Below are 14,534 nucleotides of genomic sequence, written 5' to 3'. Positions count from 1 at the left end.
GGATCGCGTACCGCCCCCGCGTGGCGTGATCAGGTCAGCGTCATCAGACTCGCATTGCCGCCCGCCGCGGCGGTGTTGGTGCTGACGCTGCGCTCGGCAAGCAACCCGGGCGGCAGGGTGTCCGCTCCTTGCCACGCCTGAACCGGGATGACCGGGCCGACACGGACTGCGATCCGCTGCTGCACGTCGATCAGCGCGCTCGCATCCCCGTCGAACAGCACGGCGTCGAAGTCGCTGGCCCCGTCCTCGGTCGGCTCCCCACCCGTGGCGCGCACCCGCGCTTGCATGGCTTGGCGCACGCTGGCGTCGCTGGCCACGCACAGCACGCGCTGGCGGGGCAGCAGCCGGTATTCGTCGCGCTGCCCAGTGGGGCCACGCAGCAGCAGCGGCGTGCGCCAGTCCTCGGGTTGTGGCGCGCCCGCAAACGCCAGGGCGCGTGTCACGGCATCCGCGGGGGCGCGTGCCAGCAGCCGGTACAGATACAGGGGGCCGCCTGCCTTCGGTCCGGTGCCCGACAGCCCCTCGCCGCCGAATGGTTGCACGCCCACCACGGCGCCCACCATGTTGCGGTTGACGTAGTGATTGCCCGCGCGCACGGTGTGGGTCAGGTGCTCGATGGTCTCGTCGATGCGGCTGTGCACGCCAAACGTCAGTCCGTAGCCGGTGGCGTGGATGGCCTCGACGAGCTCGCCCAGTTGCTCGCGTCGCCAGCGCACCACGTGCAGCACGGGGCCGAAGACCTCGCGCGTGGGCAACGTGAGTCCAGGCAGCTCGATCACGGTGGGCGGCACGAAGGTCCCGGCCCCTGCCTGCGGTGGCAGCGGGACTTGCCACACCGGGTAGCCGCGCGCGCGCATCGCCTCGATATGGCGCAGGATGCCGTCGCGCGCTGCCGCGTCGATGACCGGCCCGACATCGGTGGCCAGCCGCCCCGGGTCGTCCACGCGCAGCTCGGCCATCGCGCCGCGCAGCATGGTCAGGATGCGGTCGGCCGCCTCCTCTTGCACGCACAGCACGCGTAGGGCCGAGCAGCGCTGCCCCGCGCTGTCGAAGGCGGAGGTGAGGACGTCTTGCACCACCTGCTCCGGCAGGGCCGAGGTGTCGACCACCATGGCGTTTTGGCCGCCCGTCTCGGCCACCAGCGGCACGGGTCGCACGCGGCCGTCCGGGTCGCGCGCCACCCGCTGGGCCAGCGAGCGCTGCAGCAGCCGCGCGACCTCGGTGGAGCCGGTGAACAGCACGCCCGCCGTCGCCGGGTCGGCCACCAGCGCCGCGCCCACCGTCTCGCCCGCGCCCGGCAGCAGTTGCAACACGTCGCGCGGCACCCCTGCGTCGTGCAGCCACGCGGTCATGCGCGCGGCGATCAGGGGCGTTTGCTCCGCCGGTTTGGCCACCACGGGGTTGCCCGCGGCCAGTGCGGCCGCAATCTGGCCGGTGAAGATCGCCAGCGGAAAGTTCCACGGGCTGATGCAGACCACGGGGCCGAGGACGGGCGCGTCGGCTGGCCAATGGGCGTCGGTGATTTGGGCGGCGTAGTAGCGCAAGAAGTCGATCGCCTCGCGGACCTCGGCCACGGCGTTGGCGGCGGTCTTGCCCGCTTCGCGCATCAGCAGGGCCACGCAGCCCGGCAGATCGGCTTGCAGCCGGTCGGCGGCGGCGCGCAACACCGCCGCACGCTGCGCGGGCGGCGTGTGGGCCCAGGTGGCCGCGGCCCGCGCGGCGGCGTGCAGGGCCGTGCGCGCATCGTCCGCGCTGGCTTCGTGGACCACCCCGACGACGTCGGCGTGGCGCGCGGGGTTGCGCACCGTGCGCGCGGGGCCGCTGGGGGTGGCCCCATCGGCCAGCAGCGCCTGCGCCTGCAGCGGCGCACGGCGGCTGTCGGTGAGCGCTTGTTGCAGCATGGCCAGTGCGGCCTCGTCGGCCAGATCCAGCCCGGCGCTGTTGGCCCGCGCGCCGCCGTAGAGTGCCGCCGGGGCGGGAATGTGGGGGTGCGGTCGGCCGACTTGCCCCTCGGCCGCGGCCCACGCCTGCACGGTGGCCACCGGATCTTCGGTCAGTGCCTCCAACGGAATGGCCGGGTCGGCGACGCGGTGCACGAACGAGGTGTTGGCGCCGTTTTCCAGCAGCCGCCGCACCAAATAGGCCAGCAGCGTCTCGTGGGTACCCACCGGCGCGTAGATGCGGCACGGCCGTCCCAGACCGCCCGCGCTGGGCGGCGCGACGACCTGCTCGTACAGCGGCTCGCCCATGCCATGCAGGCACTGAAACTCGTACTGCTGCGGGTGCCACGTCGAGGGATCGGCCATCTCGTGGATGGCGGCGAGCGTGTGCGCGTTGTGGGTGGCAAACTGCGGAAACACCGCGTCGGGTGCCGCCAGCAGCCGGCGTGCGCACGCCAGGTAGGACACGTCCGTGTACGCTTTGCGGGTATAGACCGGGTAGTCCAGGCCGTCGAGTTGCGCGCGCTTGATTTCGCTGTCCCAATACGCGCCCTTGACCAAGCGCACCAGCAGCCGGTGGCCGCTGCGTCGCGCCAGCGCGATGACATGGTCCACCACCGCCGGGGCACGCTTCTGATAGGCCTGGATGACGAAGCCGATACCGTTCCAGCCCGCCAGGGTCGGCTCGTGGCACAGGCGCTCGAGCAGGTCGAGCGAGAGTTCGAGCCGCTCGCTTTCCTCGGCGTCGATGTGCAGGCCGATATCCACGGCACGCGCGGCCTGCGCCAGCGCCAGCAGGCGCGGGTAGAGCTCCTCCATGACGCGAGCATATTGCGCGCGGCTGTAGCGCGGGTGCAAGGCCGACAGCTTGATCGACACGCCGGGGCCGTCGATGACGCCTCGGCCCGCGTTGGCCGCGCCGATCGCGTCGGTCGCGTGGCGGTAGGCCTCGAAATAGCGCTGTGCGTCGTCGGCGGTCAACGCCGCTTCACCCAGCATGTCGTAGGAGTAGCGAAAGCCCTGCGCCTCGCGCCGCTGCGCACGGCGCAGGGCGCCTTCGATCGTCTCGCCCATGACGAATTGTTCGCCCATCAGGCGCATGGCCAGATCCACCCCTTGGCGCACCAGCGGCTCACCACCACGGCGCAGCAGCCGCGCCAGCGCGCTGCCCAGCCCATCTTCGCTGTGGGTGGCGGTGAGTTTGCCCGTCAGCAGCAGGCCCCAGGTGGCGGCGTTGACGAACAGCGATGGGCTGCGGCCCAGGTGCGCACGCCAATCGCCGCGGCCGATCTTGTCGCGGATGAGCGCGTCGCGCGTGGCGGCGTCCGGGATGCGCAGCAGGGCCTCGGCCAGACACATCAGGGCCACGCCTTCCTGGGAGGACAGCGCGTACTCCTGCAGCAGCGCTTGCACCAGCCCCTCCCGTCCCGCCTGGGGTGCCCGGGCGCGCAGCGCACCGGCGAGCCGTTGGGCCAGGGCGGCGACCCGCTCGCGCTGCGCATCGGGCAGGTGGGCCAGCTCCAGCAGGGCGGGCAGCAACGCGGTCTCGGCTGCCCGGTGGCGTGGCGGCAGCGCGCGCATGGTGTCGGCGCGCGGCCACGTGGGGGGCGCAAAGGGCGGCTGCACCCAGTCGGGTACGGGTGACAAAGATTCGCGGTGCGCGTTCATGGTTCGGCTTCCGAGGCTAATATTGCGAAAGTTTGCAGCCGATAATTCCGAATAGGATTTCTTTTTTTGGCGATGGAGTAGTGAAAATGTCGGAAGTGACGGGCGCCGCTCGACCCCTGCACGAGCTCGACCGCATCGACCTGCGCATCCTGGATGTACTGCAGCGCGACGGGCGCATCACGAATCTGAAGTTGGCCGAGGCGGTGGCGTTATCGCCGACGGCGGTCCTGGCACGGGTGCAGCGCCTGACGCGCGAGGGCTACATCCTGGGGTACGAGGCGCGGCTCGACCCGGCAAAGCTCGGTGCCGGGCTGTTGGTGTTCGTGGAGGTGCTGCTCGATCGCACCACCCCCAACGTGTTCGAACAGTTCAAGGCTGCGGTGCAAGCGGCCCCCCAGGTGCTGGAGTGCCACATGGTGGCGGGTGGCTTCGACTACCTGGTCAAGACGCGCGTGGCCGATATGGCCGACTACCGCCGCTTTGCGGGCGACGTGCTGTGGCAGCTGCCCGGCGTGCGCGAGACGCGCACCTATGCCGTCATGGAGGAGGTGAAACATACCCACCGCCTCCCGCTGTTGCGGTAGGCGCGGTGGGTACGGGTGCCCTCAAGCCGCGCGGCGCAGCGCGGCCCGGCGCGCGCGCAGCGTGCCGAACAGGTCTTTCGGGTCGTCGAGGGTGGGGATCAAATCCAACGTCTCGCCCAGTCCCAGGCGCTGCGCGGTCTCGTACACGAAGCACAAGGCCGAATAATCCTCCAGCGCGAAGCCGACCGAATCGAACACGGTCACGTCCTGCGCGCTTTGGCGTCCCGGGGCGCGCTGGGTCAGCACTTCCCACAGCTCGGTGACCGGAAAATCGGGCGGCAGTTGCTGGATGTCCCCCTCGATGCGGGTCTGGGGGGCGTACTCGACGAACACGCGGCCCATGCGCAACACATCGGCGTGAAGCTCGGTCTTGCCCGGGCAGTCCCCGCCGACCGCGTTGATGTGCATGCCGGGCTCGATCATTTCTGGTGTCAGGATGGTGGCGTTGGTCTTGTCGGCGGTGACGGTGGTGACGATGTCTGCGCCCCGCACCGCTTCGGCCGTGCTGGTACAGCGCGTCAGCACCAGGCCGCTGTCGTGCAGGTTGGCCACGAGTTTGTCGGTGGCGGCGGGGTCGGTGTCGAACAGGCGCAGCTCGGTGATGCCGAGCAGGTGCTGGAACGCCAGCGCCTGAAACTCGGCCTGCGCACCGTTGCCGATCAGCGCCATCACCCGGCTGTCGGGGCGCGCCAGGGCTTGCGCGGCGAGCGCCGACATGGCCGCGGTGCGCAGCGCGGTGGTCAGCGTTAGTTCGCTCAGCAGCAGTGGCGCGCCGGTGCGCACGTCGGCCAGTACGCCGAATGCCATCACCGTGGGCAGCCCGTCGCGCGTGTTTTTGGGGTGGCCATTGACGTATTTGAAGCTGTAGCGCACGGTGTCGGCGATCGGCATCAGTTCGATGACGCCGACGTCCGAATGGTTGGCCACGCGCGCCGTTTTGTCGAAGTCGCTCCACCGGCAAAAATCGGCGCGGACGCGCTGGGCGATGTCACGAATGCTCTGCGCCACGCCAACCGTCTGCACCAGCCGCACCATGGTCGGTGCGCTGATGTAGCGGGTGGCGATGCGGGGCGTCAGCGGGAAAGGGGTGGTCATGCGGGTCTCCAGTCGTGTCGGTGTGCGGCTCCTCGGGAGCGGGAGCGCTGCGTGTACCCCGCAGTGTGCGCCAGACGCCTGTCAAAGTAAAACGTCAAAACGTTGACGTTTCGTTGGTAGGTTGACGAAATGCCAAAGATCGATTGTCAATATGTCAGAATGCGAGCACGATGGACGAGATCGACCAAGCCCTCATCGCGCTGCTGCGCCGCAACGCTCGTCTGAGCGTCGCCGATTTGGCCTACAAACTGAACGTCTCGCGCGGCACCGTGACCAACCGCATGCGCAAGCTGGAAGACGCGGGCGTCATCCTCGGCTACACGGTGCGCCTGCGCCCCGAGGCCGAGCCCGAGCGCATCCGCGCCTGGATGAGCGTGCTGGTCGAGGGCAACCAGACGCGTGCGGTGATCGCCAGCCTGCTGGGCGAGCCGGGGGTGGTGAAATTGCACGACACCAACGGTCGCTGGGACTTGCTGGCCGAGCTGGAGGCGCTGTCCATGCACGAGCTGTCAGACATCCTCGAGCGCATCCGGCTGATCAAGGGCATCCACAGCACCGAGACCAGCATCCACCTGCGCACGTACCGTTGAGGGCGTCGGTGCAGCCCAGCGGCGCCGGTCGCTACAGGGCCGCGGTGGCGACGATCTCGATCTTCCACTCGGGCCGCGCTAGGCGCGCTTGCACCGTGGCGCGCGGCGGCGTGTGCCCCGTGGGCACCCACGCGTCCCAGGCGCGGTTCATGCCGTCGTAGTCCGCCAGGTCGGCCAGAAAAATCTGCACCATCAGCAGCCGCGTTTTGTCGGTGCCCGCGCGCGCCAGCAAGGCGTCGATCATGCCTAATACCTGGCGCGTCTGGCCTTCGATGTCTTGGGTCGGATCGTCGGGCACCTGCCCCGCCAAATAAACCGTGCCGTGGTGGATGGCCATCTCGGACAAGCGCGGTCCGACGTCGAAGCGTTGCACCATGGTTGAATCCTTCATCAGGGAGGGGTTGAACCGGGGCTGGCACGCCGGGTCTGCGCCGCCAGCGCGCATCGAGCCGCGGCCAAGTCCCAGCCGGCCCAGCCGCAGCTCTTGAAAAAAATGGGGCCATCGTGACATGCCACCCGCTGCCAGGCGGGGGTTTCGCACACCACATCGGCCAGTGTGGGCAATGCAGTGACGTCGATTCCTGCCTGCAGCAGATCGCCGGCCTCGTGGTCCGCGTCGCGGGTGTCCACCAACAGGGTGCCTGTCGCGGCCACGTGCCGACAAACCGTTGGTGCCCATTCCACCATGCGGGGGGTGAAAGCCCCCACTGCCACCACAAAGGCGTCGGGCCGGGGCGCGGTGTGCAGCACGACCGTGTGGGCGGGCGTACAGCTAACAACCAGTGGGCAGTCCGCCAATGCGGCGTTGGCATCGTCCACGTGCCGCGCTTGCAGTCCCAAGGACCGGGCATGACGCACCAAGGCGTCCGCACTGGCGGCGCTGCGGGAGGCAATGTGCGCTTCACGCACGCCCAAGCCAACGGCAAACGCCTCGAGGTGGGCGCGGCCTTGTACCCCGGCTCCCACGATCAGTAGCGGGCCCTGCGGCTTGGGCGCGAGCCGACGCGCCGCCAACAGCGATACCGCCGCCGTGCGCCGTGCGGTGACGGTGGGGCCGTCCAGCACCAGGCGTCGGCGGCCATCGCGCGCATCGAACACCAGGACGTCGCCTTGGATCGTGGCCAGCCCGCGCGAGGGGTTGTCGGCGACGAACGTGATGAGTTTGGTGATGGCGACCGTCTCATCGAACGCCGGCATCACGAACAGACTACCGCCTGCCGCGAGTGTCAGCACCTGGCGCGGCGGAACGGTGACGCGAGCGTCGCGCAGCACGGCCTCGATGGTGTCCGCCAAGCTGGGATAGGGCAAGGCGTCGGCCGTGGCGCGCGGGTCGAGCCAAACGGGTGATGTCATGGGCTGGGGTGGGTGGCATCCGGCGCGGTGGTGGCGTGACCCGACGGCGCCGCCAACGGCAGGGTGAACGCGAACGTGGCACCCTGCTCGGGCTGGCTCTCCGCCCAGATGCGGCCGCCGTGGCGCTCGATGATGCGGCGGCACAGCGCCAGGCCGATACCCGTGCCTTCGAAGTCCTGCGGGCGGTGCAGGCGCTGAAAGACACCGAACAAGCGCTCGGCCCGCGCGGGGTCGAAGCCGACGCCGTTGTCGCGCACCCAGAATACGGCTTCGCGAGTGCCATCGGACGCATCGCGTACCTCGCCCCCTGCCGTGATGATGGCGGGCTGGCGCGGGCGGCTGTATTTGAACGCATTGCCCAGCAGGTTGTCCCAGACCTGGGACAGCAGCAGGGGGTCGCCCTCCACCGCAGGTAAACCGGCGGGCAAGTGCAGTTCAACCTCACCATCGGCCCGGCGCAGGCTGGGGTCGTGCTGGACGCGGTTGAGGCTGCTGCGTAGCAGGTCGAGCATGTCCACCGGCTGGCGTCGCAGGTCGGTGCGACCCAGCCGCGCGAACGCGAGCAAGCCGTCGATCAACTGGCCCATGCGGGTAGCGGCTTCGTCGATGATGCGCAGGTCCTCGGCGACGTCGGCCGACGGTGCGGCGCCCAAATCCTCGCGCAGCAGCTGCACGTAGCTGGTGATGTGGCGCAGCGGCGCACGCAGGTCGTGCGAGACGGAGTAAGAGAACGCTTCCAAATCCGCGATCGCTGCCTGCAGCTGGCGGGTGCGTTCGTCCACCTCGCGCTCGAGCGCCTGGTTCCACTCGCGCAGCAGCGCTTCCAGGCGGCGCGCCTCGGTCATGTCGCGCACCAGGCAGGCGGTGCCCAGAGGCTCGCCCTGGGGGCCGGTGAGCGTGGCAAACACCCAATGCGCCCACAGCCGATCGCCATTGGCGCGGCGCAGCCAGCCGGTCGATTCGGCTTGTCCCAGCAGCGCGGCGCGCTCCAGCGCCAGCGCGGTGTCGGCCGGTAGCGGGTGGGGGTGCTCGGGGGTGTCGGGACCGGTGGTGCCCAGCACAGCCGGTGCCGCGTAGCCCAGCAGGCGCTCGGCGCTGCTGGGCCAGTCCTGGATCGCGCCGTGGGTGTCCAAAAAAAAGATCGCGGCGTCGCGCAGGCTGCCGGAGAGGGCTTGCCAGCGCGCCTGCTGCTCGGCCAGGTGCGCGTCCTGGTGCTGCAAGCGCTGTTGCAGATCACGTTGCTGTGCGTGCCACGCGGCCTGTTGCTGCTGCATCGCCGTTTCGTCTCGCAACAGCACGAAGGCGCCCACCACGTCGTCGCCGCTGCGCTCGGGCAGCAGGCTCACCCTCCAGTGGTGGGCCTGGTCATCGTGGCCGCGTTGCAGCGTGAATTGCCCGGCCTCGCCGCGCATCACGGTGGCCATCCAGGGCAACAGCGCCTCGATCCACTCGTCGTCCAGCACCTCGTGCCAGGATTGCCCAGCGACGTGCTCCCACGACAGGGAGGGGCGCAGCAGCGGCTGCGCGGCGGGGTTGGCGTGGCGGCAGCGCCAGTGCGCATCCAGGCTCAGCACCCCATCGGGCAGCGCCAACAGCAGGCGCTGCAGGGTCGCCGTGGCATCCACCGCCGCCGTGTCGCTGGGCTGGTCATCGCCCTCGGCCGACAGGGCGGCAAAAAACGACGGCGGCAGGTGCGAGGGCCAGGGGTCGCGGGGCAGCGGCTGCATGCTGGCAACTGTAGCGCAAGCCGCGGCAGCCTCGATATGGCCCGCGTGGGCCGCGCGGAATCAAAAGCGCGGAAGGTCGGGATGGGGCAGGCGCCCGCCGCGCACCAGCATCTTGCCGTACTCGGCGCAGCGCTGCAGCGTGGGGATGACCTTGCCCGGGTTGAGCAGCCCCCGGGGGTCGAAGGCGCGTTTGATGGCCATCATCTGCTCGCGCTCGGCCGGGCTGAATTGAACGCACATGCTGTTGAGCTTTTCCACCCCCACGCCGTGCTCGCCGGTGATGGTGCCGCCCATGGCGACACTCGTCTCCAGGATGTCGGCGCCGAAGCGCTCGGCGCGCTGGAGCTGGTCGGGGTCGTTGGCGTCGAACAGGATGAGTGGGTGCAGGTTGCCGTCGCCCGCATGGAAAACGTTGACGCAGCGCAGCCCATAAGTCTGCTCCATGCGCTGGATGGCCTGCAGGATATCGGCCAGCCGCTTGCGCGGGATGGTCGAGTCCATGCACATGTAGTCTGGGCTGATGCGACCGCTGGCGGGGAACGCGTTTTTGCGTCCGCTCCAAAAGCGCAGCCGTTCCGCTTCGTCGCGGCTGACGGCGATGCGCGTGGCGCCGGCGCTGCGCAGCACCGCACTCATGCGCTCGATCTCCTCCGCCACTTCCTCGGGCGTGCCGTCGCTTTCGCACAGCAGAATCGCCTCGGCTTCCAGGTCGTAGCCGGCTTGTACGAAAGCCTCCACTGCCGCCGTCATGGGCTTGTCCATCATTTCGAGTCCCGCAGGGATGATGCCGGCGGCAATCACCGCGGCCACCGCCTCGCCGGCGCGGCGCACGTCGTCGAAGCTGGCCATGATGCAGCGCGCCAGTTGCGGTTTGGGGACGAGGCGCACCGTCACTTCCAACACCACCGCGAGCATCCCTTCCGAGCCCACCACCAGCGGCAAAAGATCGAGTCCTGGGGCGTCGAGCGCGTCGGCCCCGAACGTGACCGGCTCGCCTTCGACCGTGTAGCCGCGCACTTTGAGCACGTTGTGCAGCGTCAGCCCATACTTGAGGCAGTGCACGCCACCAGAGTTCTCGGCCACGTTGCCGCCGATGGTGCAGGCGATCTGGCTGCTCGGGTCGGGCGCGTAGTACAGACCGAAGGGTGCGGCGGCTTCGCTGATGGCCAGGTTGCGCACGCCTGCTTGCACGACGGCGGTCTGTGCCAGTGGGTCGATGGAGACGATGCGGTTGAACTTGGCCAGCGACAACGTCACGCCCAGCGGGTGCGGCATGGCACCTCCCGACAGCCCGGTGCCCGCACCGCGTGCCACCACCGGCACCTGAAGCGCGTGGCAGGTGCGCAACACGGCCTGCACCTGGTCCTCGGTCTCGGGCAGCGCCACGGCCAGTGGGCGCTGGCGGTAGGCGGTCAGGCCGTCGCACTCGTAGGGCGTGGTGTCCTCCGCGGTGTAGAGCAGGGCGTGATCAGGCAGCACCGCGGCCAGCGCGCGCACCACTTCGGCCTGTCGCTCGGCGCGCAACACGGCGTTGGATTCTTGGCGGTCGTGGGTGGTCATGGCAGCGAGTCCTTTCGGTGCGGGCGCATGCACGCGCGGCTGGCCTGCAGTGTAGGCCAGCCAGGCCAAACAGGGCTGAAAAATCCTTCAATGGGGTGTGAGCGCAGGCGCGCAGGGCGAGGCGGCGTCGCGTTGTCTCGGACGGCAGTGGGTTCGACCCCATCAGGCTTGGGGTCTTGAAACCGGTGCGCAGGTCCCCATCTAGGAAACCAAGCAAGGCGGATGGCCGGTGTGGTGGAGGGCCAGCCATCCGGAGGGACATCCTCCACGAACCCTCTGATTCGAAGGAGATTTTCATGAGCAACCTGATTCCCCGCCGTATGAGCCTGTTCGACGAATTCTTCCGCGATCTGGCGCCGGGCTTCTACATCCGGCCGCTGCACGGCGAGCCGCTGCCGCAGCAAATCAAGCTCGACGTCAGCGAGTCCGACAACGCTTACACCATCACCGCCGAGATCCCTGGCGTGTCCAAGGACGCGATCCAGGTGACGGTGGAAAACAACGTCGTGACGATCGGTGCCGAAGTCAAGCAAGAGGACGTCAAGCGCGACGGCGACAAGGTGCTGCACAGCGAGCGTTACTTCGGTGCGGTCTCCCGCACGCTGGCGCTGCCGGGTGACGTCGACGAGACGCAAGCCAGCGCCAAGTACGAAAACGGCGTGCTGACGCTGGTGCTGCCCAAGAAGGCCGCGGTGGTCGGCAAGCGCATCCGTATCGAGTGATGCTGCGCGGCGCGCAGGCCGTCAGCCGATGGCCTGCCGCAGCCAGGCTGCGAAAGTCGCGCATTCCCAGCGTTCCATCGTGCCCGCCCGCCAGCACAAATAATGCGCGTGCGGGCTGGGCACGCTGCGCGGGTACAGTCGCACCAAGGTGCCGTTTTCCAGCCACGGCGCGCCCAGTTTGAGGCGCACCAGCGCCACGCCCATGCCGGCGGCCGCGCCGTCACACATCAGGCCGATGTCGTTGAACTGCGAACCCTCGACGGGTTCGGGCCAGTCCAGGTCGTGCGCGGCAAACCAGGTGCGCCACGGCTCCAGCGGGCTGCGCAGCAGGGGCAAGCCTTCCAGGTCCTCGGGCCGCTCGAACGGCCCGTGTTCCCGTGCAAAGGCGGGCGAGGCCAGCGGCGTGACCTCGTCCTTGAGGATGCAGGCGAACTCCACGTCCTGGTAGCGCCCGGTGCCGAACCGGATCGTCAAGTCCGCGTCCTCGGCGACCACGTCCAGCAGCGGGATGCTGACCTGCAGCGTGAGGTCGATTTCCGGGTAGGCCTCGGAGAAGTGCTTGAGCCGCGGCATCAGGATCGAGCGCGCGAAGGTGGGCGTGACCGCCAGCCGCAGTTTGCGCCGCCCGGGCGTGGCGTGGCGGCTGGGAAAGCGCTGCAGCGCCGCCAGGCCCTCGCGCACCTGGGCCAGGTATTCACTGCCCTCGGTGGTGAGCGAGAAGTCGGCACGCCCGAACAGCTTGACGCCGAGCTGCTCCTCCAGCTGACGGATGCGGTGGCTGACCGCGCTGGGGGTGACGCACAACTCGTCGGCGGTCTGCGTCACGCTGCGCAGGCGCGCCAGCGCCTCGAAGGTCAGCAGGCACTGGATGGGCGGGATGCGCGGGGCGGCCATGGGGGCTCCCGGTGTCAGCGAAACACCACCGTGCGCTGCCCGTTGAGCAGCACGCGGTGTTCGCTGTGCCATTTGACCGCGCGCGCCAGCACTTGGCTCTCGGTGTCGCGGCCGATCGCGGTCAAGTCCTCCACCGTCATGCTGTGGTCCACGCGCGCCACGTCTTGTTCGATGATGGGGCCCTCGTCCAGATCGGCGGTCACGTAGTGCGCGGTGGCGCCGATGAGCTTGACGCCGCGCTCGTGCGCCTGATGGTAGGGCTTGGCGCCCTTGAAGCTGGGCAAAAAGCTGTGGTGGATGTTGATCGCGCGCCCCGCCAGCCGCTCGCACAGGTCGTCAGACAGGATTTGCATGTAGCGCGCCAGCACCACGAGTTCGGCACCTTCTTGCTCGATGATCTCGAGTTGGCGTGCCTCGGCCTGGGCTTTGGTCGACGGAGTGACCGGGATGTGGTGGAAGGGGATGTTGTAGCTGGCCGCCAGTTGGTAAAAATCCCGGTGGTTGCTGATGATGGCGCGCACGTCCAGCCGCAGCAGGCCGCTTTTCCAGCGAAACAGCAAGTCGTTCAAGCAGTGCCCCTGCTGGCTGACGAAGATGACGGTGCGCATGGGCTCGTGCCACGGGTGCAGGCGGCACGCCATGCCGTGGCGAGCGCCAAACGCACTGGCTGCCTCGCGCAGGGCGCTGGTGTCATGGCCGGGGCAAGTGAACTGCACGCGCATGAAGAAGCGCCCGCTGTCGCGGTCGTTGAATTGGGCGGCTTCTTCGATATTGCCGCCGAGTTCCAGCAAAAAGCCCGAGACGGCGTGCACGATGCCGGGCTTGTCCTGACAGGACAGGGTGAGAACGAACGTGTCTTGCATGGAGCGAATTGTCGCTGTTTTGTCTCGTCGCTCTCGGTCGGACGGCGCGCGCGACTCCCCCCATGTGAGCGCGGGATAATCGCGACTCGCGGGTGCCGCGGCACCCGCGCAGGCAATTTTGGAGGAAAGCCCATGTCCCACACCGTGGACGTCGTGATACTGGCCGCCGGCAAAGGCACGCGCATGAAGAGCGCGCTGCCCAAGGTGTTGCAGCGGCTGGCGGGCCGCCCGCTGCTGGGCCACGTGCTGGACACGGCGCGCGGTCTGGCGGCGCGACGCGCGGTGGTGGTCACCGGCCACGGTGCCGAGCAGGTGGAGGCCGCGCTGCCCGCGCTGGCCGCCGATCTGCCCTGGCAGGCGGTGCGCCAGCAGCCGCAGTGGGGCACCGGTCACGCGGTACAGCAGGCCATGCCGTGCCTGGACGACGAGGGTGTGACCCTGGTACTGTCGGGCGACGTCCCGCTGACGCGCCCCGAGACGCTGGCCGCGTTGCTGTCGGCCCAGGCGAGTGCGGGCCCGGATGCGTTGGCGCTGCTGACCGTCACGATGGCTGAGCCCCACGGGTACGGGCGCCTCGTGCGCGGCGCCGACGGTGAGGTGCAGCGCATCGTGGAGGAAAAGGACGCCACGGACGCCGAGCGCGCGCTGACCGAGGTCTACAGCGGCATTCTGGCCGCGCCGACTCGCCGCCTGCGTGCGTGGTTGTCGCGACTCGACAATCACAACGCGCAGGGCGAGTTCTACCTGACCGACGTGGTGCGGCACGCGGTGGCCGATGGTGTGCCGGTGGTGGCGCACCGCATCGATGACGCGCTGGAGGTGGCCGGTGTCAACAGTCCCGCGCAGCTGGCGGCGCTGGAGCGTGCGCTTCAGCGCCGCGTGGCCGATGCGTTGCTGGCGCAGGGGGTGCGGCTGGCCGACCCCGCCCGTCTGGACGTGCGGGGCGAGCTCGTGTGCGGCCAGGACGTGGAAATCGACGTCAACTGTGTGTTCGAGGGGCGGGTCGAACTGGGGGATGGCGTGCGCATCGGGGCGCACTGCGTGATCGCCAACGCACGCATCGAGGCCAGTGCCGTCATCGAGCCCTTCACCCACATCGACGGCGAGCGCTCGGGTGTCACCGTGGGGGCGCATGCCCGGATAGGGCCTTTTGCGCGCCTGCGGCCCGGCACCCGGCTGGGGCCGGAGGTGCACATCGGTAACTTCGTGGAAGTCAAAAACAGCACGCTGGCGGCCGGGGCCAAGGCCAACCATTTGGCCTATCTGGGGGACGCGACCGTGGGCGAGCGCGTCAACTACGGGGCGGGCAGCATCACCGCCAACTACGACGGCGCCTCCAAGCACCGCACCGTGATCGAGGCCGACGTGCACGTCGGCAGCAACTGCGTGCTGGTGGCCCCCGTGACACTGGGGGCGGGCGGCACGATCGGCGCCGGCAGCACCGTCACCAAGGACACGCCCCCTGGTGCGCTCACGGTGGCGCGCGCCAAACCGGTCACGGTGCCGAATTGGCAACGCCCGCGCAAAGCGCGTTGAGG

12 protein-coding genes are annotated in these 14,534 nt (G+C 69.2%); 4 read left to right on the top strand and 8 right to left on the bottom strand.

Translation table 11 applies throughout. The features are described 5' to 3' along the window. Positions 1–29: 29 nt before the first annotated feature. Entirely contained in the window at positions 30–3,608 is a 3,579-nt protein-coding gene (gene putA, locus ACPYIS_RS01995; protein ID WP_424858619.1) for a bifunctional proline dehydrogenase/L-glutamate gamma-semialdehyde dehydrogenase PutA, read from the bottom strand. An 86-nt stretch (positions 3,609–3,694) separates the two neighbouring features. Here putA and ACPYIS_RS01990 point away from each other — a divergent pair, with 86 nt between their 5' ends. Further along, positions 3,695–4,192 carry an Lrp/AsnC ligand binding domain-containing protein gene (locus ACPYIS_RS01990; protein WP_299022200.1) on the top strand — a complete coding sequence of 166 codons (498 nt, stop codon included), beginning with the start codon at positions 3,695–3,697 and terminating at the stop codon, positions 4,190–4,192. A gap of 21 nt (positions 4,193–4,213) precedes the next feature. Here ACPYIS_RS01990 and ACPYIS_RS01985 read toward each other — a convergent pair whose 3' ends face one another. Beyond that, entirely contained in the window at positions 4,214–5,287 is a 1,074-nt protein-coding gene (locus ACPYIS_RS01985) for an ornithine cyclodeaminase (RefSeq protein ID WP_299022197.1), read from the bottom strand. A 170-nt stretch (positions 5,288–5,457) separates the two neighbouring features. Here ACPYIS_RS01985 and ACPYIS_RS01980 point away from each other — a divergent pair, with 170 nt between their 5' ends. Next, complete coding sequence (locus ACPYIS_RS01980; RefSeq protein ID WP_299022194.1) at positions 5,458–5,877, top strand: Lrp/AsnC family transcriptional regulator; 420 nt, start codon at positions 5,458–5,460, stop codon at positions 5,875–5,877. 31 nt (positions 5,878–5,908) lie between these two features. Here ACPYIS_RS01980 and ACPYIS_RS01975 read toward each other — a convergent pair whose 3' ends face one another. The 4 genes from ACPYIS_RS01975 to ACPYIS_RS01960 are packed head-to-tail and all read right to left on the bottom strand — an operon-like array spanning position 5,909 to position 10,517. Then, positions 5,909–6,253, bottom strand: a complete 345-nt coding sequence (locus ACPYIS_RS01975) for a RidA family protein (protein ID WP_299022192.1) — start codon at positions 6,251–6,253, stop codon at positions 5,909–5,911. A gap of 14 nt (positions 6,254–6,267) precedes the next feature. Beyond that, complete coding sequence (locus ACPYIS_RS01970; RefSeq protein WP_424858620.1) at positions 6,268–7,230, bottom strand: delta(1)-pyrroline-2-carboxylate reductase family protein; 963 nt, start codon at positions 7,228–7,230, stop codon at positions 6,268–6,270. Continuing rightward, a complete protein-coding gene (locus tag ACPYIS_RS01965) occupies positions 7,227–8,957 on the bottom strand; it encodes an ATP-binding protein (protein WP_424858621.1) in 1,731 nt (576 codons plus the stop codon). Before ACPYIS_RS01965 ends, ACPYIS_RS01970 begins: the two co-directional genes overlap by 4 nt. A gap of 60 nt (positions 8,958–9,017) precedes the next feature. Continuing rightward, complete coding sequence (locus ACPYIS_RS01960) at positions 9,018–10,517, bottom strand: FAD-linked oxidase C-terminal domain-containing protein (protein WP_299021580.1); 1,500 nt, start codon at positions 10,515–10,517, stop codon at positions 9,018–9,020. Positions 10,518–10,813: 296 nt separating this feature from the next. On the opposite strand from ACPYIS_RS01960, the gene ACPYIS_RS01955 reads away from it, so the two are divergent. Further along, positions 10,814–11,239: an Hsp20/alpha crystallin family protein gene (locus ACPYIS_RS01955; protein WP_299021578.1), complete on the top strand. Its 426-nt coding sequence runs from the start codon at positions 10,814–10,816 to the stop codon at positions 11,237–11,239. A 21-nt stretch (positions 11,240–11,260) separates the two neighbouring features. On the opposite strand, the gene ACPYIS_RS01950 is transcribed toward ACPYIS_RS01955, so the two are convergent. Further along, positions 11,261–12,133: a LysR substrate-binding domain-containing protein gene (locus ACPYIS_RS01950; protein WP_299021576.1), complete on the bottom strand. Its 873-nt coding sequence runs from the start codon at positions 12,131–12,133 to the stop codon at positions 11,261–11,263. Positions 12,134–12,147: 14 nt separating this feature from the next. Beyond that, positions 12,148–12,996 (bottom strand): formyltetrahydrofolate deformylase, encoded by an 849-nt coding sequence (gene purU / locus ACPYIS_RS01945; RefSeq protein WP_299021575.1) that lies wholly within the window; start codon positions 12,994–12,996, stop codon positions 12,148–12,150. Between the two features lie 132 nt (positions 12,997–13,128). Here purU and glmU point away from each other — a divergent pair, with 132 nt between their 5' ends. Next, positions 13,129–14,532 carry a bifunctional UDP-N-acetylglucosamine diphosphorylase/glucosamine-1-phosphate N-acetyltransferase GlmU gene (glmU, locus tag ACPYIS_RS01940; RefSeq protein ID WP_425973800.1) on the top strand — a complete coding sequence of 468 codons (1,404 nt, stop codon included), beginning with the start codon at positions 13,129–13,131 and terminating at the stop codon, positions 14,530–14,532. Positions 14,533–14,534: the final 2 nt, after the last annotated feature.

Source organism: Tepidimonas sp. HKU78 (genome assembly GCF_049860815.1).
Classification (GTDB): Bacteria; Pseudomonadota; Gammaproteobacteria; order Burkholderiales; family Burkholderiaceae_C; genus Tepidimonas.
Note: the sequence above shows the minus strand (reverse complement) of the source record. Positions and strands in the feature narration are given on the sequence as shown.

Coding starts and splice junctions, on each gene's coding strand:
- ACPYIS_RS01965 (WP_424858621.1), bottom strand. CDS start 8,957: ATGCAGCCGCTGCCCCGCGACCCCTGGCCCTCGCACCTGCCGCCGTCG.
- ACPYIS_RS01975 (WP_299022192.1), bottom strand. CDS start 6,253: ATGGTGCAACGCTTCGACGTCGGACCGCGCTTGTCCGAGATGGCCATC.
- putA (WP_424858619.1), bottom strand. CDS start 3,608: ATGAACGCGCACCGCGAATCTTTGTCACCCGTACCCGACTGGGTGCAG.
- ACPYIS_RS01985 (WP_299022197.1), bottom strand. CDS start 5,287: ATGACCACCCCTTTCCCGCTGACGCCCCGCATCGCCACCCGCTACATC.
- ACPYIS_RS01970 (WP_424858620.1), bottom strand. CDS start 7,230: ATGACATCACCCGTTTGGCTCGACCCGCGCGCCACGGCCGACGCCTTG.
- glmU (WP_425973800.1), top strand. CDS start 13,129: ATGTCCCACACCGTGGACGTCGTGATACTGGCCGCCGGCAAAGGCACG.
- ACPYIS_RS01955 (WP_299021578.1), top strand. CDS start 10,814: ATGAGCAACCTGATTCCCCGCCGTATGAGCCTGTTCGACGAATTCTTC.
- purU (WP_299021575.1), bottom strand. CDS start 12,996: ATGCAAGACACGTTCGTTCTCACCCTGTCCTGTCAGGACAAGCCCGGC.
- ACPYIS_RS01960 (WP_299021580.1), bottom strand. CDS start 10,517: ATGACCACCCACGACCGCCAAGAATCCAACGCCGTGTTGCGCGCCGAG.
- ACPYIS_RS01990 (WP_299022200.1), top strand. CDS start 3,695: ATGTCGGAAGTGACGGGCGCCGCTCGACCCCTGCACGAGCTCGACCGC.
- ACPYIS_RS01950 (WP_299021576.1), bottom strand. CDS start 12,133: ATGGCCGCCCCGCGCATCCCGCCCATCCAGTGCCTGCTGACCTTCGAG.
- ACPYIS_RS01980 (WP_299022194.1), top strand. CDS start 5,458: ATGGACGAGATCGACCAAGCCCTCATCGCGCTGCTGCGCCGCAACGCT.